The organism is uncultured Citricoccus sp. (assembly GCF_937871995.1).
GTDB lineage: Bacteria > Actinomycetota > Actinomycetes > Actinomycetales > Micrococcaceae > Citricoccus.
The window spans coordinates 1-21,299 of the sequence record NZ_CALMQR010000114.1; the positions used below are offsets into that span (position 1 = coordinate 1).

The window sequence follows — 21,299 nt, forward strand, 5'->3', positions numbered from 1 at the left end:
GCCGCCGGGATCGCCCGGCGGCTGGGGCTGGACCCGGTGACCGTCGAGCGGGTCGACGTCCTCGGGACCGGTGCCGGTCCGGAGGCAGACGCCCGCACGGCCCGGTACGCCGCGCTCCGGGCCGCGGCGCGGCGTGCAGGTGCCCAGGCCGTGCTGCTCGCGCACACCCGCGACGACCAGGCGGAGCAGGTCCTGCTCGGCCTGGCCCGGGGTTCGGGGACGCGCTCCCTGGCCGGGATGCCCGCCAGCCGCGGACTGCTGGTGCGACCCCTGCTGGGGCTGGCCCGTCAGGACACGGAGGCCATCTGCCGCTGGGCCGGGATCCGGTGGTGGCAGGACCCGGCCAATGCCGACCCGGCCTTCCTGCGCTCGCGCGTCCGCACCCGCGTGATGCCGTTGCTGGAGGACCCGGTGGCGGGGATCGGCCCCGGTATCGCGGCCGCCCTCGCCCGCAGCGCGGAGATCGCGGCCGAGGACGCCGACGCCCTCGAGCAGTGGAGCCGGCGGGAGTACGACCGGCTCTCGGACACCGCGACGGTGGGACCCTCCTCCGAGGGCCCCGAGCGTGGGATCGGTCACGTCAGCCTCCCCCTCGAGGAGCTGGCCGCGTTGCCGACGGCGGTCCGGCTGCGGGTGATCGGCCTGGCCGTCGTGGCGGCCGGGGGAGAACGCCCCAGCCGGGAGCGGGTCCTGGCCGTGGAGAGGCTGGTCTCCACTCGGTCCGCGGGCGGCGGATCGGCCGGTCCTGTCGAGCTGGCCGGGGGCGTCACCGCACGCCGTCATCGTGAGGCCGGGTGTGCGAGACTGGTCCTTGACGCTGGCCGGTAGCCACCGCCGCCGACCGGCGGAGCGGTCCCGTCCGCCGCGTCCGACCGGTATCAGACACCCAGCAGGAGCAGACCGCATGGAAGCACAGGACGTGCAGGGCGACCTGGAGCACGTGCTCATGACCACAGAGCAGATCCAGTCCACCATCAAGGACCTCGCAGCCCAGATCGACCGGGACTACCAGGACAAGGACGTGCTGCTGGTGGCCGTCCTCAAGGGCGCGGTCATGGTCATGGCGGACCTGTCCCGGGCCCTGAGCTCCCACGTCACCCTGGACTTCATGGCAGTGTCCTCCTACGGCTCGGGGACCCAGTCCTCCGGCGTGGTGCGGATCCTCAAGGACCTCGACGCCGACCTGATGGGCCGGCACGTGCTGATCGTCGAGGACATCATCGACTCCGGCCTGACCCTGTCCTGGCTGAAGACCAACCTCGAGTCCCGCGGTCCCGCCTCCGTGGAGATCTGCGCGTTCCTGCGCAAGCCCGAGGCGATGAAGGTGGACATCGACGTCAAGTACGTCGGCAAGGACATCCCGAACGAGTTCGTGGTCGGCTACGGGCTGGACTTCGACGAGAAGTACCGCAACCTGGACTTCATCGGCACCCTCGCCCCGCACGTCTACTCCTGACCCCGGCCGGCGGGGAGCCCCCGCTCCTCCGGCACCCCCGGATCCGTCCCCTCGTGCCGCACGAGGGCGGAGGACCGGGGGACGGGGCCGCCGCGGGCATTCCACCGCTCGCGAAAAGCGGTCTCCCGGACCCCCGGCATAGATCGGCGCCCGGTACCGTTGAAGGGTACGGCTGTGCCCCGGGCCAGCCACACCGCCGCGGACGCCACGCCCGCGCCGCAGGCCACAGTCAGGAGAGTTGTTGAAAGCCAAGAAGGTCTTCAAGGGCCCGATCATCTGGATCGTCCTGGCCGCCCTGTTCCTGGTGCTGATCATCCCGGCCCTCACCCAGGGTTCCAGCGCACGCGTCGACACGAACGTCGGCCTGGCCCTGCTGCAGGAGAACAAGGCCGAGCAGGCCCGCATCCAGGACGGCGACCAGCGCGTCGACCTGACACTGCGGGACCCGTACACCCAGGACGGGCGCGAGCTCGGCACGGAGGTGTACTTCTACTACTCCACCGCGCGCGCCGAGAAGGTCGTGGAGGCCATCGACGCCTCCTCCCTGGACGGCTTCACGGACCAGCCGGTGCAGAACAACTGGTTGCTGTCCCTGCTCGGGTTCATGATCCCGTTCCTGCTCATCGCCCTGGTCTTCTGGTTCCTGATGTCCCGGATGCAGGGCGGCGGCGGCAAGGTCATGCAGTTCGGCAAGTCCAAGGCCAAGCTGATCTCGAAGGACATGCCGCAGGTGACGTTCGAGGACGTGGCCGGCGCCGAGGAGGCCGTGGAGGAACTCCACGAGATCAAGGAGTTCCTCTCCGAGCCCGCCAAGTTCCAGGCCGTCGGCGCCAAGATCCCCAAGGGCGTGCTGCTCTACGGTCCTCCCGGCACCGGCAAGACCCTGCTGGCCAAGGCCGTGGCCGGTGAGGCCGGCGTGCCGTTCTACTCCATCTCCGGTTCGGACTTCGTGGAGATGTTCGTCGGCGTCGGCGCCTCCCGGGTGCGCGACCTCTTCGAACAGGCCAAGAACAACTCCCCGGCCATCATCTTCGTCGACGAGATCGACGCCGTCGGTCGCCACCGCGGTGCCGGCGTGGGCGGCGGCAACGACGAGCGCGAGCAGACCCTCAACCAGCTCCTGGTGGAGATGGACGGCTTCGACGCGACCACCAACGTCATCCTGATCGCGGCCACCAACCGCCCGGACGTCCTGGACCCGGCCCTGCTGCGGCCCGGCCGCTTCGACCGCCAGATCCCGGTGGAGGCACCGGACCTGGAGGGCCGGAACCAGATCCTGCAGGTGCACGCCCAGGGCAAGCCGATGGCGCCCGGCGTGGACCTGCGCTCCCTGGCCAAGCGCACCCCCGGCTTCACCGGTGCCGACCTGGCCAACGTGCTCAACGAGGCGGCCCTGCTCACGGCGCGCTCCAACGCCCAGCTGATCGACGACCGCGCCCTCGACGAGGCCGTGGACCGCGTCATGGCCGGCCCGCAGAAGCGCTCCCGGCTCATGAAGGAGCACGAGCGCAAGGTCACCGCCTACCACGAGGGCGGGCACGCCCTGGTGGCCGCGGGGCTGCGGAACTCGGCCCCGGTCACGAAGATCACCATCCTGCCCCGCGGGCGTGCCCTGGGCTACACCATGGTGGTCCCGGAGGACGACAAGTACTCCGTCACACGCAACGAGCTGCTGGACCAGCTGGCCTACGCGATGGGCGGCCGGGTGGCCGAGGAGATCATCTTCCACGACCCGTCCACGGGCGCCTCGAACGACATCTCCAAGGCCACGGAGACGGCCCGCAAGATGGTCACGGAGTACGGCATGAGCGAGCGCGTGGGCGCCGTGAAGCTCGGTTCCGGCAGCGGTGAGCCCTTCATGGGCCGTGACATGGGCAGCGGCCGGGAGTATTCGGAGCGCGTGGCCGCCGTGGTGGACGAGGAGGTCCGCGGACTGCTGGACCAGGCCCACGACGAGGCCTACTGGATCCTGAACGAGAACCGGGACATCCTGGACCGGCTCGCCTACGAGCTGCTGGAGCGGGAGACGCTGAACCAGGCCGAGATCGCCGAGATCTTCGCGGACATCCGCAAGCGCGAGGCCCGTGAGGTCTGGCTCTCCAGCGAGGACCGGCCGGTCTCGGACCAGCCCCCGGTGCTGTCCCCGGCGGAGCGCCGGGCCCTCGCCGCGAAGAACGGGCACGACGCCGGCCCCGTCGACCCGGAGTCGACGTCCGACTCGCTGACCCCCGCCGTGGACCCGACGCCGGGCAGCCAGCTCCCCGGGGAGAGCCCCGGCGGTTCCGGCGGTGGCCCGGGGGCCGGACCCACGGACGTGCCCGCCGGGCCCCACCGCTAGGATCGGGACCGTGGACACTTCTCCTGAACGCGCACCCGAGACGGTGAGCCAACCACCCACTGACGTGGACGTGCTGGCGGCAGACCCCGAGGCGGAACTGCCCCCGGTCGGCGTGGACCAGCCGCGCATCCGGGCCGCGGTGCGCGAGATCCTCGAGGCCGTCGGCGAGGACCCGGACCGCGAGGGCCTGCAGGACACCCCGTCGCGGGTGGCCAAGGCCTACGCGGAGTTCTTCGCCGGGCTCCAGCAGGACCCGGCCGAGGTCCTGGGCACCACCTTCGACATCTCCCACGAGGAGCTCGTGCTGGTGAAGGACATCTCGTTCTACTCCACCTGCGAGCACCACCTCGTCCCCTTCCACGGCACCGTGCACATCGGCTACATCCCCTCGCTGGAGGGCCGCGTCACCGGACTGAGCAAGCTGGCCCGGCTGGTCGAGATCTACGCCCGGCGCCCCCAGGTCCAGGAGCGGCTGACCACCCAGGTCGTCGAGGCGCTCATGACGCACCTGCACCCGCGCGGGGCGATCGTGGTGGTGGAGGCCGAGCACCTGTGCATGTCCATGCGCGGCGTGCGCAAGCCCGGTGCCAAGACCGTGACCTCGGCGGTGCGCGGACAACTGCGCGACGCCTCCACCCGGGCCGAGGCGATGAGCCTGATCCTCCACGGCTGACCCCTGGAACGGGCGGCCGTGCGGCCCTCGTCCCGGACGAGGCCTGCGCGACCGCCCGGGACACCCGGCCACGCCCCGACCGACCGCAGACGAAAGGACCACCGATGGACTCGATGGCAGCACAGGCAGGGACGGGGCCGGCCACCGGACCACTCACCGTCATCCGGAAGGTGCGGCGGCGGCGGCTGGCGGACCTGCCCACGGACCGCACGCTGGTGATGGGCATCCTGAACGTCACCCACAACTCGTTCTCGGACGGCGGTGACTACCTGGACACGGAGACCGCCATCGAACAGGGCCTGCGCCTGCACTACTCGGGTGCGGACCTGATCGACGTCGGCGGGGAGTCCACCCGGCCCGGTGCGGAGCCCATCGACCCGCTCACCGAGCAGAACCGCGTGCTGCCGGTCATCGAGGCACTGCTCAAGGCCGGTGCCGTGGTCTCGGTGGACACCATGCACACCGCCACCGCGGAGGCGGCCCTGAAGCTGGGCGACGTCATCATCAACGACGTCTCGGGGCTCAACCACGAGCCGGACATGCCCGAGCTGATCGCCCGGACCGGCGCCCCCTACATCCTGATGCACAATCGCGGCAACGCCCAGACGATGGACTCCCTGGCCGTCTACGACGACGTGGTCGAGGAGGTCATCCAGGAACTGACCCGGCTCAAGGACACCTTCCTGGCCGCCGGGGTGAAGCCCGAGCAGCTCATCCTGGACCCCGGCCTGGGCTTCGCCAAGTCCGGGGAGCAGAACTGGGAGCTGCTGCGGGGCCTGCCCCGGCTGATGGCCCTGGGCCTGCCCGTGCTGGTGGCCGCCTCGCGCAAGCGCTTCCTGGGCACGCTGCTGGCCACGGACTCCGGGGCCGAACCGGTCGCCACGGCCCGCGACCACGCCACCGCCGCCGTCTCGGCGCTGTCGGCCTCGCACGGCGTGTGGGGGGTGCGCGTGCACGACGTGGAGTCCTCCCTGCACGCCGTGAAGACCGCCCAGGCCTGGGCCGGTCCCGCCGCGGTCCCGTCCCGGCGCCACCCGGGGGCGTGACCGCCGTGCCGGACCGCATCGCGCTGACCGGCCTGCGGGCCCGCGGCTTCCACGGGGTGTTCCCCGCGGAGAAGCGCGACGGGCAGGAGTTCATCACCGACGTCGTCGTGCACCTCGACGCCGCCCCGGCCGCCGCCACGGACGACCTGGCCCTCACCGTCAACTACGCCGAGGTCGCGGACGCCGTCCTCACCGTGGTCACCGGCGAGCCGTTCGACCTCATCGAGACCGTCGCGGAGCGGATCGCCCAGTCCGTCCTGGACGCGCAACCGGTGGCCGCCGCCGTCGAGGTGACCGTGCACAAGCCGGGGGCGCCGATCGAGGCCGACTTCGCCGACGTCGCGGTCACGGTGCACCGGAGCCGGGCATGAGCCTGCCGGAACCGGGTGAGCCGGCCGCGGATCCCCTGGACCGCGTCCCCGCGGCGCCCGTCCCGGCCGTCCTGGCCCTCGGCGCCAACCTCGGTGACCCAGCGGCCACCCTGCAGGCCGCGGTGCGGGAGCTGGCGGAGCACGCGGGCATCGAGCTGACCGGTGTCTCGCCGGTCGCGGTGACCGCCGCCGTCGGGGGACCGGCCGGCCAGCCGGACTACCTGAACCTGGTGCTGTCCGTGGAGACGACCCTGACCCCGCGGCAGCTGCTCGCCGCCTGCCAGGCGGTGGAGCAGGCCCATCACCGCACCCGTGAGGTGCGCTGGGGGCCGCGCACCCTGGACGTGGACGTCATCACCTACGCCGACCTCTCCTCGGATCACCCGGAACTGACCCTGCCCCACCCCCGGGCCCACGAGCGGGCGTTCGTGCTCGCGCCGTGGTCCTGGCTCGATCCGCAGGCGACCCTCGGCGGCGTGAGCGTGGCCGGGCTCGCGGCGCGGGCCGCCGACGCCGGCACGGTCCGCCGGCTGCCCGGTGCGCAGGAGACCGGGACGGGGGCGCCGACGCCGTGACCTCCATCCGTCCGCTGTGGCTGCTGCTGGTCTTCGCCGGGACCGCCGTGGTGGGCTGGCTGTCCGCGCTGGTTGCCGCCGGCGCGGGGCTGGTCTCGCCGGTGCTGGCCGCGTCATCGGCGATCACCGTGACCGCGGTGGCGGTGCTGGTGCTGGCGCTGGGGATCCGCGTGCAGCGGGACAAGAAGCGCCCGCCGGCCGCCCGGATGAATCCCGTGGCCTCGGCCCGGACCCTGGTGCTGGCCCAGGCCGGGGCGTATGCGGGAGCGCTGATCGCCGGTTGGCACGCCGGGGTGCTGGTGCACCTGGTCTCGGCCACCGGATTCGGCACGCCCACCGTCAACGACGCCCTGCTGATGATCATCGGCGGGTTGGTACTGGTTATCGTGGGATTCGTGGTGGAGCAGTTCTGCCGCCTCCCCCCTGAGGACGGAGCAGACGGGCCGTCCGCGAACGGTGGCCCGGACAAGGAGATCAATGGACCCGAACGTGGCACCGGACCCGTCTACGGCCGAGGTGCCGGACCGGGCCGTTCCCGGCCCGGTCCGGCCCGGCGGTGAGGGTCCGGCCGCTGTGGCGTCCCCGGCCGCCGACCGCCGCGCCCCGGCCGGTGACGGCCGCGGCCTGGCCCCCATCGAGGCGGCCGGGGTGGAGTGGACCGCGGTGTCCCCGCGGCTCGTCCCGGTCAGGCTGATCAGCAAGACCATCGGCTGGGTGGTGTGGCTGGCCATCGTCTCCGTTCCCCTCGTGCTGCGCCTGGGCGGCGTCTGGGAGGGCTACCCGGGCTGGCTGGCCTGGCTGCTGCCCGCGGTGATGCTGCTCTGGGCCGTCATCGACCTGGCCCTGGTGCCACGCCGGGTCCGGGCCCTGGGCTACTCCGAGCAGGACGACGAACTGCTGTTGCGCTCGGGGATCATCTCCCGCCAGATCACCGCCGTGCCCTACGGCCGGTTGCAGTACCTGGACGTGAACGAGGGCCCGTTGCAGCGCCGCTTCGGGATCCGGACGCTGACCATCAAGACGGCCTCGGGCAGCACCGACGCCAGCATCGACGGCATCGAGCCCACCGAGAGCGACCGCCTGCGCGAGGAGCTGATGGCCCGCGGCCAGGCGAGATTGGCGGGGCTGTGACGCCGCGGCCCGCGGCCGTCGACGGCGACTGGCACCGGGTCCATCCCGTCAGTCCCCTGGTGCGGGGCTGGGTCGCGCTCGTCGCCGTGCTCTTCATCATCGGTCAGAACGCCTTCGAGGACATCTACCGGGCGGCCACCACCGGTGCCCTGTTCGCGAACACCGGCGCCCTCGGGCTGGGGGCGGCGATCGTCGGGGGAGTCTTCCTGCTCATCCTCGGCGGGTTCTTCCTGTCCTGGCGGTTCACCCGGTACCGCATGGGCGCGGACAAGGTCGAGGTCCGGTCCGGCGTCGTGTTCCGGCAGCACCGCCACGCCCGGCTGGACCGGGTCCAGGCGGTGGACATCAAGCAGCCCCTGCTGGCGCGGATCGCCGGGCTGGCGGAGCTGAAGTTCGAGACGGCCGACGGCGGTGACTCGGCGATGAGCCTGTCCTTCCTGCGGATGGATGAGGCCCGGATGCTGCGCCAGGAGATCATGCGCCGGGCCGCCGGGATCCAGTCCGGACAGGACCCGGTCGAGGCCGCGGAGGCCCCGGCGGATGAGGGACCGGGCCTCGTCCCCGACGCCGCGGACCCGGCGATACCGTCACCCCCGGCACGGCCGTCAGCACCGTCTGCGGGGTCGCACCCGTCAGGCAGGCCTGGTCCCGTGGTCGCGTCCGGCATCGGCTACGACTACGAGGAGGAGACCGAACGGGTCATGCTGCGGGTGCCGCCCGGCCGGCTGATCGGTGCGACGCTGACCGGATCCGGTCTCGTCTCGGCCGTGCTGGTCTTCGGGATCCTCTACGGGGCCGGCCTGCTGGCGATCCGCTGGTGGATGCCCGAGAGCGTGGCGCAGGAGTTCTTCGCCGAGGTGGGCTCAGCCCTGAGCGTGCCGGCGCTGCTCGGCATCCTGTTCGGCGTCGGCAGCAGCATCTGGTCCTCCGTCAACGGTGGGTGGAACTTCACCGTCGCCTCGATCCCGGACGGCCTGCGCCTGCGCTACGGCCTGCTGGACACCACCTCGCAGACCGTGCCCCCGGGCCGGATCCAGGCCGTGAAGGTGAGCCGCCCCCTGCTCTGGAGGCTGTTCGGCTGGTACCGGATGGCCGTGACGGTGGCCGGGTACGGGGAGTCCCCCGACGGCACCACCGGGAAGTCCAGGCTGCTGCCGGTGGGCACCTTCGACGACGTGCTGCGCGTCCTCACGGTGGTGGCACCGGATCCCGGGGTGGGGACGGTCGAGGAGGCCCGGGAGCTGGTGCACGCGGCCCTCGACGGTTCCGGGGCTGACCACGGTTTCGTGACCACCACCCCGCGGATGCGCTGGTTCTCCCCCCTGGTCTGGCGCCGGCACGGCTTCCGTTCCACGCGGTCCCTGCTGATGATCCGCTCGGGACGGCTCAACCGCGAACTGGTCCTGCTGCCCCACGAGCGCATCCAGTCGCTGCAGTTGCTCCAGGGACCGGTCGAACGCTGGCGCGGAGCGGCCACCGTGACGTTCCACATCCCACCCGGCCCGATCAGCCCGAGGGTGGACCAGCTGGACGCGGCCGTGGCCATGGAACTGTTCCGCGCAGAACGTGAGGTCGCCGCGCAGGCCCGCCGGCTGCGGGACCGGAACGAGTGGATGCGGCCGGACGAGCTGGCCCGGTTCGAACAGCGCACCCGGCAGGTCGTCGAATGACCTCGCCGTTCAGCGGGGCGCCCGCGGGCCGTCCGGGCCGGCTGGGGATCGGGATCATCGGCGCCGGCAAGGTCGGTGCCGTGCTCGGGGCCGCCCTGCGCAATGCCGGCCACGCCGTCACGGGGGTGCACGCGGTCTCCGAGGCCTCCCGGAGCCGTGCGGAGTCCCTGCTGCCCGAGGTGCCCGTACTCGAGATCCCGGAGATCCTGCGCCGGTCCGAGCTGGTGCTGTTCGCCGTCCCGGACGACGTGCTGCCGGAGCTGATCTCCGGGCTCGCTGACGCCGGGCACTTCCAGACCGGCCACCTGGTGGTCCACACCTCCGGACGGCATGGGGTGTCCGTGCTCGATCCGGTGCGCGCCGCCGGGGCGATCCCGCTGGCCATCCACCCGGCGATGTCCTTCACCGGCCTGAGCCTGGACATCGCCCGGCTGGCGGACTGCATGTTCGGGGTCACGGCGGACTCCATCGTGCTGCCGGTCGCCCAGGCGCTCGTCGTGGAGATGGGTGGGGAGCCCGCGGTCATCGCCGAGGCGGACCGCGGCACCTACCACGCGGCGCTGGCGCACGCCTCGAACCACCTCGTCACCCTCACCGCCCAGTCCGCCCAGCTGCTGGCCTCGATCGGCGTGGAGCAGACCGACCGGATGCTCTCGCCGCTCATGCACGCCTCCCTGGAGAACGCCCTCGCCAACGGGGACGGTGCCCTGACCGGGCCGGTGGCCCGCGGGGACGTGGGGACCGTGCGGCGGCACCTGGAGGTGCTGGGCGCCGAGGGCGTCCCGGCCGACGTCGGGCAGGCGTACCGGGCCATGGCGCGGGCGACGGCGGTGCGCGCCCTGATGCGCGGTGCCCTGTCCGAGGCGACGGTGGCCGAGCTGCTGGACGCGCTGGGGGACTGAGCGCCCCCGGGCGTCCGGCAGCCGATGAGGGGTACCCACGCCCGGGGGATCCCGGGCTACAGTCGCGCCCACAGGGCCCGTCCACATCCAGGACGTCGGCCGTGAACGGGAAGGAAATTCCATGACGCTGAACCCGGATTATCCGACGACCTCCGAGGGGGGCACCAAGGAGACGGCGAGGCAGGAGGCCGGGCGCCTCGGCGCCGAGGCCCAGGGCGCCGCCCGTGACGTGGCCGGCACGGCCAGGGACGAGGCGCGGCACGTCAAGGACGAAGCGGTGGGCCAGGCCAGGAGCCTGGCCGAGTCGGCCAAACAGGAGGCCACCTCGCAGCTGTCCACGCAGAAGGACCGGCTGGCCGTCCAGTCGCGCGGGATCTCCGAGGACCTCGAGCGCATCTCCCGCGGGGAGAGGCCCGAGTCCGACCTGGTCAACCAGGCCGTGGCGATGCTCTCCGACCGGGCCCGCCGGGTCACCCACCACCTGGAGTCCCGGGAGCCGATGGACCTGCTCGACGACGTGCGCCGGTTCGCGGCCCGCCGGCCCGGGACGTTCCTGGCCATCGCCGCCGGCATTGGCCTCGTCGCCGGCCGGATGACGCGGGGCCTGAAGGACGCTCACGACGACGGCCCCCGTCACGCACCGACGCGCACCCCCACCTCACCGGGCCCGGTCCCGGTCGGCAGGGTTCCGGGCACCGTCTACCCGGAGGACGCAGCAATCACCGGCGGCAGGGGAGGCGTCGGACAGGTCCCCGTGCCTCCGGCCGTGCCGCCGACGATCCCGCCAACCGTCGCCGGGACCGACCTCGGCACCGGTGCTCCCGCAGCGGACGAGATCCTTGGCACGCCGGCAGCGCAGAGGCCCTATGACGCCGGCCGACCCGATGCGGGGGGACGCCCGTGACCACCGATCCTCACCAGCACCGGCCGACGCCCGCCGGCGCCGTCCCGGGCGCGGGAGCCGCGGGTGTCACCGGTGCCGCGGGTGCCGGCCGGCCGGCGTCGGGCACGGGGTCCACCGAGGCCCCGATGCCGGAGGCCGAGGTCCGGGCTCGGACCGAGACCCTCGGCGAGATGTTCGCCAGCTTCTCCGAGAACCTCAGCACCCTGGTGCGGCAGGAGATCCAGCTGGCCAAGGCCGAGGCGACCGTGGAGGCGAAGAAGGCCGGTACGGGGGCGGGGCTGCTCGCCGGCGCGGCCCTGGCCGCCGTCTTCGTGCTGCTGTTCCTGTCCACGGCCCTGATGTGGGCCCTGGGGTCCGTGATGCACCTGGGCTGGGCGGCCCTGATCGTCGCCGTGCTCTGGGGCGTGGCGGCCGCCGTGCTCGGCGTGATGGGCAAGAAGTACTTCGATCGGATCAAGGGTCTGCCCCAGACCCAGGAGACGGTTCAGGAGATCCCGGCGACCCTGAACCCGAACAAGGAGACCCCATGAGCAACAACCCCGATGAGATCCGCGCCGACATCGAGCGCACCCGGCACGAGCTCAGCGCCGACGTGGACGCGCTGGCCGAGAAGGCCAACCCCACCCGCGCCGTCCACCGGCAGGGTGACCGCGTCCGCGAGCGCATGACCACCGTCAAGGAGTCCATCATGGGCAGTCCCGACCCGTACGCCGCCAGGTCCGGACCCGGGCTCAAAGACCGCGCCCAGGACGTGGCCCACGACGTCCAGCACCGGGCGGAGGACGCCGTGCACGCCGTCCAGCAGGCCCCGGCACGGGTCCGCCGCGGTACGCGCGGCAATCCGCTGGCCGCCGGACTGATCGCGCTGGGTGCCGGCTGGCTGGTGGGATCGCTCATCCCGGCCTCATCGGCCGAGCAGGAGGCCGCCGAGAAGGTCAAGGACCGGGCGGCCCCGGTGGTGGACGAGGCCGAGTCCGTGGCGCAGGAGATGGGGGAGAGCCTCAAACCACAGGCCCAGGAGGCCATGGAGTCCGTCAAGGACACCGCCACCACCGGCGTGGAGCACGTCAAGGCCGAGGGACAGGACAAGGCGGGCCAGCTCAAGGACGAGTCCGCCCAGTCGGCGCGCCACGTCCAGGGAACCACGGAGCGCTATTGATCCGCCCCTGAGCCGTACGGCTCGACCCACCCGCCCCGGGGCATCGACGCCTCAGCGCCGGTGCCCCGGGGCACGTCCACGCTCCTGGCGGACGGGAGCGGCTGGATCTCACACCGGGCGGTGCCCGCTCCGGATGCTCCCGGCGCACCGGGTGTCCAGAACCTGCTGCAGCGTGCCGTCCCGCAGGGACCGGACCAGGCCGTCGACGGCATCCTCGATCTGGTCGTACATGGACACGAACGCGCTCTCGGGAAGGCCGTAGGGGTCCGGTACGTCACGGACGCCCCGGCCGGCCACGTCACTGGCGAAGGCACCGAGGCGCACCACCTTCCGCTCGTCGTCGGCGCCGCGGGCCAGCGCCCGCACGTCGCGGTCGTTGGCGCCGTCCATCACCAGGATCAGGTCGGCGGTGTCGAAGTCCTCCACCGCGAACTGGGCGCCCACGGAGGTGAACGCGTAACCGCGGGCCTCACCCTCGGTGCTGCTCATGACGTGGGGCGGTTCGCCCAGGTGGTAGTCCGAGGTCCCCGCGGAGCTGACGGTCACGTCATCCAGGCCGGCCTCGCGCAACCGGTGGACCAGCACCGCCTCGGCGGCGGGCGAGCGGCAGATGTTTCCCAGGCAGACGGTCATGAGGTGCATGCCCCCAGTCTGTCCGGTCCGCCGAGGGGTCTCCACTTTCGTAGACTCGCCTGCGTGAGCCCACTCGACCGCGTCCCCGACCGCACCCCCGTCCCCCCCGGCACGGGCCTGACCCTGGAGGACACCGCCCGGCACGCCACGGGCGACCAGGACCTGCCCGCCGTGCACCGCACCCGGGCCGGGTTCCGGGCGGCGCTCGCGGAGAAGGTGCACGCGGCCGTCCTCTCCGGGGTGCCGGCGCCCACCGTGGGCCTGGTCCCCACCATGGGTGCCCTGCACGGCGGGCACGCCGCCCTGGTCCGGCAGGCCCGCGCCGAGACCGACATCGTGGTGGCCTCCGTCTTCGTCAACCCGCTGCAGTTCGGCGACCCCGCCGACCTGGAGAACTACCCCCGCACGCTCGAGGCGGACCGGGAGATCCTCGGCGCGGAGGGGTGCGAGCTGGTGTTCGCCCCGGACCTGGCGGAGATGTATCCCGGGTACCCGGACGCCCCGATCGTCACGGTCTCGGCCGGGCGCATGGGCGAGGTCCTGGAGGGAGCCAGCCGGCCCGGTCACTTCGACGGTGTCTGCACCGTCGTCGCCAAGCTCTGGCACACCGCCCTTCCCCCGGCCCCGGCGCGGCTGCTCAGCTACTTCGGGCAGAAGGACGCCCAACAACTGGCCGTGCTGCGCCGCATGCGCGCCGACCTGGACTTCGACCTGGAGATCCGGGCCGTGCCGCTCGTGCGCTCCCCGGAGGGGCTGGCGCTGTCCAGCCGCAACACGCGACTGTCCCCGGAGGCGCTCGAGGCGGCCCTCGTGCTCCACCGCTCGCTGGGGACCCTCCGGCGGGCCGCGGAGGAGGGCCGGCCGCTCGACGTCGGCGCGGCCCGGGCGATGATCGAGGCCGAACCGCTGGCCGGGCTCGACTACCTCGAGGTGGTGGACCATGCCACCCTCGAGCCGCTGACCCCGGAGGAGTGGGGACGCCCGCTGGAGCGCGAGGCCCTCGCGCTGGTGGCCGCGGAGTTCGACCCGGTCCGGCTCATCGACAACATGGTGCTGCCCGCCTCGTCCTGAGCGCACGGTGGGCGGCCTCCGCCCCGATCCCGGACCGGGCGGCGCTCGGGCGCCGCCCCGGATAGGATCGGACGCAAGCTGCGGTCCGGTGCCCACCGGACCGGTACCCCGGCGCCGCTGGGCACCCGCTCCCCGGCGCCGCCGTCGACCCCCGACTGCCCCAGGAGCCCGCGTGAGCCAGACCGTGACCGCCACCAGCCAGCCGACCGCCCGCGAGGACCTCTACCGGCACGTCAACGGCGCCTGGATGGAGTCCACGACCATCCCCGCGGACCAGGGGACCTACGGTGCCTTCATGGAGCTGCGCGACGCCTCCGAGGCCGCGGTCCGCCGACTGGCCGAGGACGCCGCCGCCCACTTCTGGTCCGGCCCCGGGGCCGGCAGGGAGTCCGGTCCGTTCACCGCCGGCGCCGACGACGAGGGCGCCCGCCGGCGCATCGGCGCGCTCTACGCCTCCTTCATGGACGAGTCCAGCGTGGAGGACCGGGGACTGGAGCCGATCGTGGCCGACCTGGCCGAGATCGAGGCCGTGGAGGACGTCGAGGAGTTCCTCGAGCTCTCCGGCCGTCTGCAGCGCACCGGGGTCAGCGGCCTGATCCAGACCGGTGCCCTCAACGACGCCGGGAACCCGGAGCGCATGCTGCTGCACCTGCTCCAGGACGGACTGGGCCTGCCGGACGAGTCCTACTACCGGGAGGAGAAGTTCGCGGAGCTGCTGGGTGACTACCGGCAGCACGTGGGCAACCTCTTCCAGCTGGCCGGCATCGGCGGTGACACCCCGGAGACCCGGGCGTACGCGGACCGCGTGGTGGACCTGGAGGTGAAGATCGCCGCCGCCCACTGGGACGTGGTGAAGTGCCGGGATGCGGTGGCCCGCTACAACCTGCTGGACCGCGCGACCCTGCTGGAGTCCTTCCCGCTGGCCGAGCGCTGGCTGGAGGGCATCGGGGCGCAGGACTCCCGCAGCGCCGAGGTGGTGGCCTGGCAGCCGGACTTCCTGGCCGCCATGCAGCAGCTGCTGCTCGCCGAGGACCTGGAGGACTGGAAGCTGTGGCTGCAGCTGCAGGTGCTGCGCTCGGCCGCCCCCTACCTGACCGAGGCCTTCGTCAACGAGCACTTCGCCTTCTACGGCCGCAAGCTCGCGGGCACCGAGGAGGTCAAGCCCCGCTGGAAGCGCGGGGTGGCCTTCGTCAACGGGGCCGTGGGCGAGGACGTGGGCCGGCTGTACGTGGCCCGGCACTTCCCCGAGGGCCACAAGGCGACCATGGACCAGCTCGTGTCCACCCTGCTGGAGGCCTACCGCCGGTCCATCTCCACGCTCGAGTGGATGGGGGAGGAGACCCGGCAGCGGGCGCTGGAGAAGCTGTCCATGTTCAAGCCCATGGTCGGCTACCCGGTGAAGTGGATCGACTACTCCTCCCTCGAGGTGGATCCCGACGACCTGGTGGCCAACGTGCGTGCGGCCTCCGCGTTCGAGTTCGAACGGGACCTGACCAAGATCGAGACCGGCCCGGATCCCGAGGAATGGCACATGACCCCGCAGACGGTCAACGCCTACTACTCCCCGCTGGAGAACGCGATCGTCTTCCCCGCGGCCATCCTGCAGCCGCCGTTCTTCGACCCCGGCCGGGACCCGGCCGAGAACTTCGGGGCCATCGGCGCCGTCATCGGACACGAGATCGGCCACGGCTTCGACGACCAGGGTTCCCAGTACACCGGGGACGGCACCCTGCGGAACTGGTGGACCGACGCCGACCGCGCCGCCTTCGAGGAGCGCACCGCCAGGCTCGTGGAACAGTTCGAGGTGCTGCGCCCCAGCGAGGCGCCGGAGCACTGCGTCAACGGCCGGCTCACCCTGGGCGAGAACATCGGTGACCTGGGCGGGCTGGGCATCGCCTACAAGGCGCTGGAGATCTGGCGCGAGGAGAATGCCGACGCCGACCGCACCGGTGACACCGCCGGCCCGGCCCGGGCGGCGGGAGCCGAGGGGGCGGCCGCCCGGTCCGAGGCGACCGGCCGCCCGGTCGGGGCCCACCCCGAGGCCGGAGGGCCGGTGGAGGCCTCCGCGGCCGATGAGGCCCAGGTGGAGCAGGACCGCGCGTTCTTCGCGTCCTGGGCGGAGTGCTGGCGCCAGTTGTCCCGCCCGGAGACCACGATCACGCGGATCACCTCCGACCCGCACTCGCCCAACGAGTTCCGCTGCAACCAGGTGGTGAGGAACCTCGACGCCTTCCACGAGGCCTACGGGACCCGGCCGGGTGACGGCATGTGGCTGGATCCGGCCGAGCGCGTCACCATCTGGTGAGCCGTAGACTGGTTGACCGTGACGACCCAGAACTCCCCGGTCCAGCCGGCAACGGTGGACGGACAGCCCAGCGACCCCACGACCAGTGACCAGCGGCAGGTCCGCCAGGACAAGCGCGACGAGATCCTGGCCTCCGGGCGCGAGGCCTACCCGGTCGCCGTGGACCGCACGCACTCCCTGGCACGCGTCCGGGCCGACTTCCCGGACCTGGAGCCGGGGGCCGAGACCGGCCAGCGGGTCGGCGTGGCCGGGCGCGTGGTGTTCCTGCGCAACACCGGCAAGCTCTGCTTCGCCACGCTGCAGGAGGGTGGCGACGACGGCGCCGGCACCCGGCTGCAGGTCATGGTCTCGCTGGCCAACGTGGGCGAGGAGTCCCTCGCGGACTGGAAGCACCTCGTGGACCTGGGCGACCACATCGCCGTCCAGGGCGAGGTGATCGCCTCCCGCCGCGGGGAGCTGTCCATCATGGCCGACGGCTGGCAGATGGCCTCCAAGGCGCTGCGTCCGCTGCCCGTGCTGCACGCCGGACTCAACGAGGAGACCCGGGTGCGCCAGCGCTACGCGGACCTCATCGTGCGTCCCGAGGCACGGCAGATGGTCCACACCCGGGCCGCCATCATCCGCTCCATCCGCCGCACCCTCGAGGACCGCGGGTACGTGGAGGTGGAGACCCCGGTCCTGCAGCTGATCCACGGCGGCGCCCATGCCCGTCCGTTCGAGACCCACCTGAACGCGTTCGACCAGGGGATGACCCTGCGGATCGCCACCGAGCTCTACCTGAAGCGTGCCGTGGTTGGCGGGATCGACCGGGTCTTCGAGATCGGCCGCGTGTTCCGCAACGAGGGCGTGGACTCCACCCACTCCCCGGAGTTCACCACCCTGGAGTCCTACGAGGCGTGGGCGGACATGCACGTCATGGCCGAGCGGATGCAGGAGATGATCCTCAATGCCGCGGACGCCATCGGTGCGGGCCGCCGGATCGAGACGCCCCGGGGCACCATCGACCTGGACGGGGAATGGCGCTGGCTGGAGGTCTACCCCGGCCTGTCGGAGGCCGTGGGCCGGGAGATCACGCCGGACACCACGGTGGAGGAGCTGCGCGCCATCGCCGAGGAGCACGAGGTGGCCTATGACGGGTTCTGGGACGCGGAGAAGCTCGTGATCGAGCTGTTCGGCGAGATCGTGGAGCCCACGCTCATCGATCCGACCTTCGTCTACAACTACCCCCCGGCCGCCCAGCCGCTGGCCCGCCCGCACCGGTCCAAGCCCGGTGTGATCGAGGCCTGGGACCTCATCATCGGCGGCATGGAACGCGGCACGGCCTTCTCCGAACTGATCGACCCGGTCATCCAGCGTGATCGGCTCACCGCGCAGTCGGAGGCGTCCGCCGCGGGTGACGACGAGGCGATGCAGCTGGACGACGACTTCCTGCGCGCCCTGGAGTACGGCGCCCCGCCGATGGGCGGCATCGGGCTCGGGATCGACCGCCTCGTCATGCTGTTCACCGGGGCCGGGATCCGGGAGACCATCCTGTTCCCGCTGCTCAAGCCGGAGGCCCAGGGGTCGGGCAGCTGATGGACACGTTCTGGGAGTACTTCTCCGTCCTGGCCCCCTCCGTGGGGTTGGGGCTGATCTTCTGGCTCGTCATGCGCTCCCTGTTCCGGGCGGACAGCGGCGAGCGGAACGCGCGCGCCGAATTGGAGGAGCGCGAGGCGGAGGAATGGGCCCGGTTGCGGGCGGAGCGCGGCTCCCGGGACGGTGCCGGTGGAACCGCCGGCGAGACGACCGCCGGCGATGCCGGTGACGGCCGCGGGGCCGGTCCCACGACCGCTTCGTGACGGCGCCTTCCCGCATTTCATCGAGGGGATATCCCGATTCCCAAGCTGTGAGTTCGCCGTGAGAGCAGGGCACGCGTCGACCTTCAGTTGGTAAACATAATAGGGATCCGGGATACTCTGAACTGGGCGCCGGATCGGAAGAAGGCAATAGGGATTCCCTGGTTGAGGATATCCGGACTGTCGGTGCCGGGAACATCCGTTCCGAAAGCTCCGTTGACATATCGAAGGGGAATGGCCGTGGCGCAGAAAGTAGAAGTGGTCTTGGTTGACGATCTAGACGGAACACCGGCCGACGAGACCCTCCAGTTCGCCTTGGACGGCCGGCACTACGAGATCGACCTCTCGTCCGAGCACGCGAAGGAATTGCGGTCCACGCTCAAGCCGTACCTCCGCAAGGCCCGGGCCGTGGCCCCGCCGACCCCGGGGAACGAGGCCGCCAAGATCCGCGAGTGGGCTGCCGAGAACGGCTACGAGGTCTCCCAGCGCGGCCGGCTGCACCGGGACATCGTCGAGGCCTACCGCAACGCCAAGAAGTGACGCGGGGCGGCGCACAGACCTGACGGAACCGAGGCCACGCAGCGGTGCCGGGCGGTTGTTCTCCCTACGGCGAACAGCCGCCCGAACTCGTCCCCCGGTGCGTAGCATCGGAGGCACAGTCAGCAAGGAGTGTGCCCATGTTTGAGAGATTCACGGACCGTGCCCGGCGGGTGGTGGTACTCGCGCAGGAAGAGGCGCGGATGCTCAACCACAGCTACATCGGTACCGAGCACATCCTGCTCGGCCTGATCCATGAGGGCGAGGGAGTGGCCGCCAAGGCCCTCGAGTCGCTCAGCATCTCCCTGGGGGCCGTGCGCGAGCAGGTCCAGGAGATCATTGGCCAGGGACAGCAGACGCCCTCGGGCCACATCCCCTTCACGCCGCGCGCCAAGAAGGTCCTCGAGCTGTCGCTGCGCGAGGCCCTCCAGCTGGGCCACAACTACATCGGCACGGAGCACATCCTGCTCGGCCTCATCCGCGAGGGCGAGGGCGTCGCGGCCCAGGTCCTCGTGAAGCTCGGCGCGGACCTGAACCGCGTCCGCCAGACCGTCATCCAGCTGCTGTCCGGCTACCAGGGCGGTGCCGGCGGCAAGGAGACCGCGGGCGCCGGTGTGTCCTCCGGCGGCCAGTCCGAGGGCGCCCCGGCCGGCTCCGTGGTCCTGGACCAGTTCGGCCGCAACCTCACCGCCGCCGCCCGCGAGGGCAAGCTGGACCCGGTGATCGGCCGCGCCCAGGAGATGGAGCGGGTCATGCAGGTGCTGTCCCGCCGCACCAAGAACAACCCGGTGCTCATCGGCGAGCCCGGCGTCGGCAAGACCGCCGTCGTCGAGGGCCTGGCCCAGGCGATCGTGCGCGGCGACGTGCCCGAGACGCTGACGGACAAGCAGCTCTACACCCTGGACCTCGGGTCCCTCGTGGCCGGCTCCCGGTACCGCGGTGACTTCGAGGAGCGCCTGAAGAAGGTGCTCAAGGAGATCCGCACCCGCGGGGACATCATCCTGTTCATCGACGAGATCCACACGCTCGTCGGCGCCGGCGCGGCCGAGGGCGCGATCGACGCGGCCTCCATCCTGAAGCCGATGCTGGCCCGCGGCGAACTGCAGACCATCGGTGCCACCACCCTGGACGAGTACCGCAAGCACATCGAGAAGGACGCGGCGCTGGAGCGCCGGTTCCAGCCGATCCAGGTCAACGAGCCCACCGTGGAGGAGACCACCGAGATCCTGCGCGGGCTGCGGGACCGGTACGAGGCCCACCACCGGGTCTCGATCACCGAGGACGCGCTCAAGGCCGCGGCCTCGCTGGCGGACCGCTACGTCTCGGACCGGTTCCTGCCGGACAAGGCGATCGACCTGATCGACGAGGCCGGGGCCCGGTTGCGCATCAAGCGCATGACCACCCCGCCGGAGATCAAGGAGTACGACTCCCGGATCGCCGAGGTCCGCGCCGAGAAGGAAGCGGCCATCGACGGCCAGGACTTCGAGGGCGCCGCCCACCTGCGCGACCAGGAGCAGAAGCTCACGGACGAGCGCAACCGCAAGGAAGAGGAGTGGCGCACGGGCGTCACCGAGGGCATCGCCGAGGTGAACGAGGACCTGATCGCCGAGGTGCTCTCCGCCTCCACCGGCATCCCGGTGTTCAAGCTCACCGAGGAGGAGACCGACCGCCTGCGCAACATGGAGGCCGAGATCCACCAGCGGGTCATCGGCCAGGACGAGGCCATCAAGTCCCTGTCCCAGGCGATCCGGCGCACCCGCGCCGGCCTCAAGGACCCGAACCGGCCCTCGGGCTCGTTCATCTTCGCCGGGCCCACGGGCGTCGGCAAGACCGAGCTGGCCAAGGCCCTCGCGGAGTTCCTGTTCGGTGACGAGGACGCCCTCATCACCCTGGACATGTCCGAGTTCCAGGAGAAGCACACGGTCTCCCGGCTCTTCGGTGCCCCTCCCGGTTACGTCGGCTACGAAGAGGGCGGCCAGCTGACCGAGAAGGTCCGCCGCCGGCCGTTCTCCGTGGTGCTCTTCGACGAGGTCGAGAAGGCCCACGCGGACCTGTTCAACTCGCTGCTGCAGATCCTGGAGGACGGTCGCCTGACCGACTCCCAGGGGCGCGTGGTGGACTTCAAGAACACCGTGATCATCATGACCACGAACCTCGGCACCAAGGACATCTCCAAGGGCGTCATGACGGGCTTCCAGTCCGCCGCGGACACCCAGACCGGTTACGACCGGATGAAGGGCAAGGTCCAGGAGGAGCTGCGCCAGCACTTCCGGCCCGAGTTCCTCAACCGCGTGGACGACGTCATCGTCTTCCCGCAGCTGTCCAAGGACGAGATCGTGCAGATCGTCGACCTGTTCGTGGCCCGCCTGCAGAAGCGGCTGGACGACCAGGACCTGACCATCACCATCACGAAGCCGGCCAAGGAGTTCCTGGCCGACCGCGGGTACGACCCCGCGTTCGGTGCCCGACCGCTGCGCCGCACCATCCAGCACCTGGTGGAGGACCAGCTCTCCGAGAAGATCCTCTTCGGGGAGATCACCCCCGGGTCCAGCATCACCGTGGACCTCGAGGGTGAGGGTGAGACGGCCAAGCTCACCTTCTCCACCACCAGCCGTCCCGAGGCGATCGAGGCGACGCCGGTGGCCGGGGAGATCGAGGCCCAGACCACCGGCCAGTGACACCGTGACGACGCC

The 21,299-nt window shown here is 71.8% G+C and carries 21 protein-coding genes; 20 read left to right on the forward strand and 1 reads right to left on the reverse strand.

The annotated features are described in order from the left end of the window. The 14 genes from tilS to Q0283_RS13305 form a co-directional block, all read left to right on the forward strand. Window positions 1-828: tRNA lysidine(34) synthetase TilS (gene tilS / locus Q0283_RS13240; protein WP_298045069.1), on the forward strand; the 828-nt coding region annotated here is incomplete at its 5' end. A gap of 76 nt (window positions 829-904) precedes the next feature. Then, entirely contained in the window at window positions 905-1,456 is a 552-nt protein-coding gene (hpt, locus tag Q0283_RS13245) for a hypoxanthine phosphoribosyltransferase (RefSeq protein ID WP_183530321.1), read from the forward strand. Between the two features lie 241 nt (window positions 1,457-1,697). Next, on the forward strand, window positions 1,698-3,794 hold the full coding sequence (gene ftsH, locus Q0283_RS13250) for an ATP-dependent zinc metalloprotease FtsH (protein ID WP_298045070.1): 2,097 nt from the start codon (window positions 1,698-1,700) through the stop codon (window positions 3,792-3,794). A 64-nt stretch (window positions 3,795-3,858) separates the two neighbouring features. Beyond that, window positions 3,859-4,467, forward strand: coding sequence for a GTP cyclohydrolase I FolE (folE, locus tag Q0283_RS13255; RefSeq protein WP_183530339.1), 609 nt, complete (start codon window positions 3,859-3,861; stop codon window positions 4,465-4,467). Window positions 4,468-4,571: 104 nt separating this feature from the next. Then, window positions 4,572-5,513 (forward strand): dihydropteroate synthase, encoded by a 942-nt coding sequence (gene folP, locus Q0283_RS13260; RefSeq protein ID WP_298045071.1) that lies wholly within the window; start codon window positions 4,572-4,574, stop codon window positions 5,511-5,513. Next, window positions 5,510-5,884, forward strand: a complete 375-nt coding sequence (gene folB / locus Q0283_RS13265; RefSeq protein WP_298045073.1) for a dihydroneopterin aldolase — start codon at window positions 5,510-5,512, stop codon at window positions 5,882-5,884. The genes folP and folB overlap by 4 nt, the downstream gene beginning before the upstream one ends. Beyond that, complete coding sequence (gene folK, locus Q0283_RS13270) at window positions 5,881-6,459, forward strand: 2-amino-4-hydroxy-6-hydroxymethyldihydropteridine diphosphokinase (protein WP_298045075.1); 579 nt, start codon at window positions 5,881-5,883, stop codon at window positions 6,457-6,459. Before folB ends, folK begins: the two co-directional genes overlap by 4 nt. After that, on the forward strand, window positions 6,456-7,019 hold the full coding sequence (locus tag Q0283_RS13275; protein WP_183530329.1) for a DUF3180 domain-containing protein: 564 nt from the start codon (window positions 6,456-6,458) through the stop codon (window positions 7,017-7,019). Before folK ends, Q0283_RS13275 begins: the two co-directional genes overlap by 4 nt. Beyond that, complete coding sequence (locus Q0283_RS13280; protein ID WP_366134533.1) at window positions 6,937-7,590, forward strand: PH domain-containing protein; 654 nt, start codon at window positions 6,937-6,939, stop codon at window positions 7,588-7,590. Before Q0283_RS13275 ends, Q0283_RS13280 begins: the two co-directional genes overlap by 83 nt. Beyond that, the gene (locus Q0283_RS13285; protein ID WP_298045077.1) at window positions 7,587-9,260 is read left to right on the forward strand and encodes a PH domain-containing protein; all 1,674 of its coding nucleotides are present in this window, start codon (window positions 7,587-7,589) and stop codon (window positions 9,258-9,260) included. The genes Q0283_RS13280 and Q0283_RS13285 overlap by 4 nt, the downstream gene beginning before the upstream one ends. Then, window positions 9,257-10,162 (forward strand): Rossmann-like and DUF2520 domain-containing protein, encoded by a 906-nt coding sequence (locus Q0283_RS13290; protein ID WP_298045079.1) that lies wholly within the window; start codon window positions 9,257-9,259, stop codon window positions 10,160-10,162. The genes Q0283_RS13285 and Q0283_RS13290 overlap by 4 nt, the downstream gene beginning before the upstream one ends. Before the next feature lie 121 nt (window positions 10,163-10,283). Next, window positions 10,284-11,066 carry a hypothetical protein gene (locus Q0283_RS13295; protein ID WP_298045080.1) on the forward strand — a complete coding sequence of 261 codons (783 nt, stop codon included), beginning with the start codon at window positions 10,284-10,286 and terminating at the stop codon, window positions 11,064-11,066. A gap of 125 nt (window positions 11,067-11,191) precedes the next feature. Continuing rightward, window positions 11,192-11,596: a phage holin family protein gene (locus tag Q0283_RS13300; protein ID WP_298045111.1), complete on the forward strand. Its 405-nt coding sequence runs from the start codon at window positions 11,192-11,194 to the stop codon at window positions 11,594-11,596. Then, on the forward strand, window positions 11,593-12,225 hold the full coding sequence (locus Q0283_RS13305) for a DUF3618 domain-containing protein (RefSeq protein WP_298045082.1): 633 nt from the start codon (window positions 11,593-11,595) through the stop codon (window positions 12,223-12,225). Before Q0283_RS13300 ends, Q0283_RS13305 begins: the two co-directional genes overlap by 4 nt. A 108-nt stretch (window positions 12,226-12,333) precedes the next feature. Here Q0283_RS13305 and Q0283_RS13310 read toward each other — a convergent pair whose 3' ends face one another. Beyond that, entirely contained in the window at window positions 12,334-12,867 is a 534-nt protein-coding gene (locus Q0283_RS13310) for a low molecular weight protein-tyrosine-phosphatase (protein WP_298045084.1), read from the reverse strand. A 54-nt stretch (window positions 12,868-12,921) separates the two neighbouring features. Between Q0283_RS13310 and panC the strand changes: the two genes are divergently transcribed. From panC to Q0283_RS13340, 6 genes are all read left to right on the forward strand, one after another. Next, window positions 12,922-13,929 carry a pantoate--beta-alanine ligase gene (panC, locus tag Q0283_RS13315; protein WP_298045085.1) on the forward strand — a complete coding sequence of 336 codons (1,008 nt, stop codon included), beginning with the start codon at window positions 12,922-12,924 and terminating at the stop codon, window positions 13,927-13,929. A 172-nt stretch (window positions 13,930-14,101) separates the two neighbouring features. Further along, window positions 14,102-16,234 carry a M13 family metallopeptidase gene (locus Q0283_RS13320; RefSeq protein ID WP_298045086.1) on the forward strand — a complete coding sequence of 711 codons (2,133 nt, stop codon included), beginning with the start codon at window positions 14,102-14,104 and terminating at the stop codon, window positions 16,232-16,234. Window positions 16,235-16,288: 54 nt separating this feature from the next. After that, on the forward strand, window positions 16,289-17,809 hold the full coding sequence (gene lysS / locus Q0283_RS13325) for a lysine--tRNA ligase (RefSeq protein WP_298045112.1): 1,521 nt from the start codon (window positions 16,289-16,291) through the stop codon (window positions 17,807-17,809). Continuing rightward, window positions 17,809-18,072 carry a hypothetical protein gene (locus Q0283_RS13330; protein WP_298045087.1) on the forward strand — a complete coding sequence of 88 codons (264 nt, stop codon included), beginning with the start codon at window positions 17,809-17,811 and terminating at the stop codon, window positions 18,070-18,072. The genes lysS and Q0283_RS13330 overlap by 1 nt, the downstream gene beginning before the upstream one ends. A gap of 237 nt (window positions 18,073-18,309) precedes the next feature. Beyond that, complete coding sequence (locus Q0283_RS13335; RefSeq protein WP_029139062.1) at window positions 18,310-18,609, forward strand: Lsr2 family protein; 300 nt, start codon at window positions 18,310-18,312, stop codon at window positions 18,607-18,609. 137 nt (window positions 18,610-18,746) lie between these two features. Then, window positions 18,747-21,284 (forward strand): ATP-dependent Clp protease ATP-binding subunit, encoded by a 2,538-nt coding sequence (locus Q0283_RS13340; protein WP_183530236.1) that lies wholly within the window; start codon window positions 18,747-18,749, stop codon window positions 21,282-21,284. Window positions 21,285-21,299: the final 15 nt, after the last annotated feature.

Bases quoted from the DNA above. Each gene is read 5' to 3' on its own strand.
- hpt (WP_183530321.1), top strand. From the start codon at position 905: ATGGAAGCACAGGACGTGCAGGGCGACCTGGAGCACGTGCTCATGACC.
- folP (WP_298045071.1), top strand. From the start codon at position 4,572: ATGGACTCGATGGCAGCACAGGCAGGGACGGGGCCGGCCACCGGACCA.
- folK (WP_298045075.1), top strand. From the start codon at position 5,881: ATGAGCCTGCCGGAACCGGGTGAGCCGGCCGCGGATCCCCTGGACCGC.
- Q0283_RS13280 (WP_366134533.1), top strand. From the start codon at position 6,937: ATGGACCCGAACGTGGCACCGGACCCGTCTACGGCCGAGGTGCCGGAC.
- Q0283_RS13290 (WP_298045079.1), top strand. From the start codon at position 9,257: ATGACCTCGCCGTTCAGCGGGGCGCCCGCGGGCCGTCCGGGCCGGCTG.
- Q0283_RS13295 (WP_298045080.1), top strand. From the start codon at position 10,284: ATGACGCTGAACCCGGATTATCCGACGACCTCCGAGGGGGGCACCAAG.
- Q0283_RS13300 (WP_298045111.1), top strand. From the start codon at position 11,192: ATGCCGGAGGCCGAGGTCCGGGCTCGGACCGAGACCCTCGGCGAGATG.
- Q0283_RS13305 (WP_298045082.1), top strand. From the start codon at position 11,593: ATGAGCAACAACCCCGATGAGATCCGCGCCGACATCGAGCGCACCCGG.
- Q0283_RS13310 (WP_298045084.1), bottom strand. From the start codon at position 12,867: ATGCACCTCATGACCGTCTGCCTGGGAAACATCTGCCGCTCGCCCGCC.
- Q0283_RS13330 (WP_298045087.1), top strand. From the start codon at position 17,809: ATGGACACGTTCTGGGAGTACTTCTCCGTCCTGGCCCCCTCCGTGGGG.
- Q0283_RS13340 (WP_183530236.1), top strand. From the start codon at position 18,747: ATGTTTGAGAGATTCACGGACCGTGCCCGGCGGGTGGTGGTACTCGCG.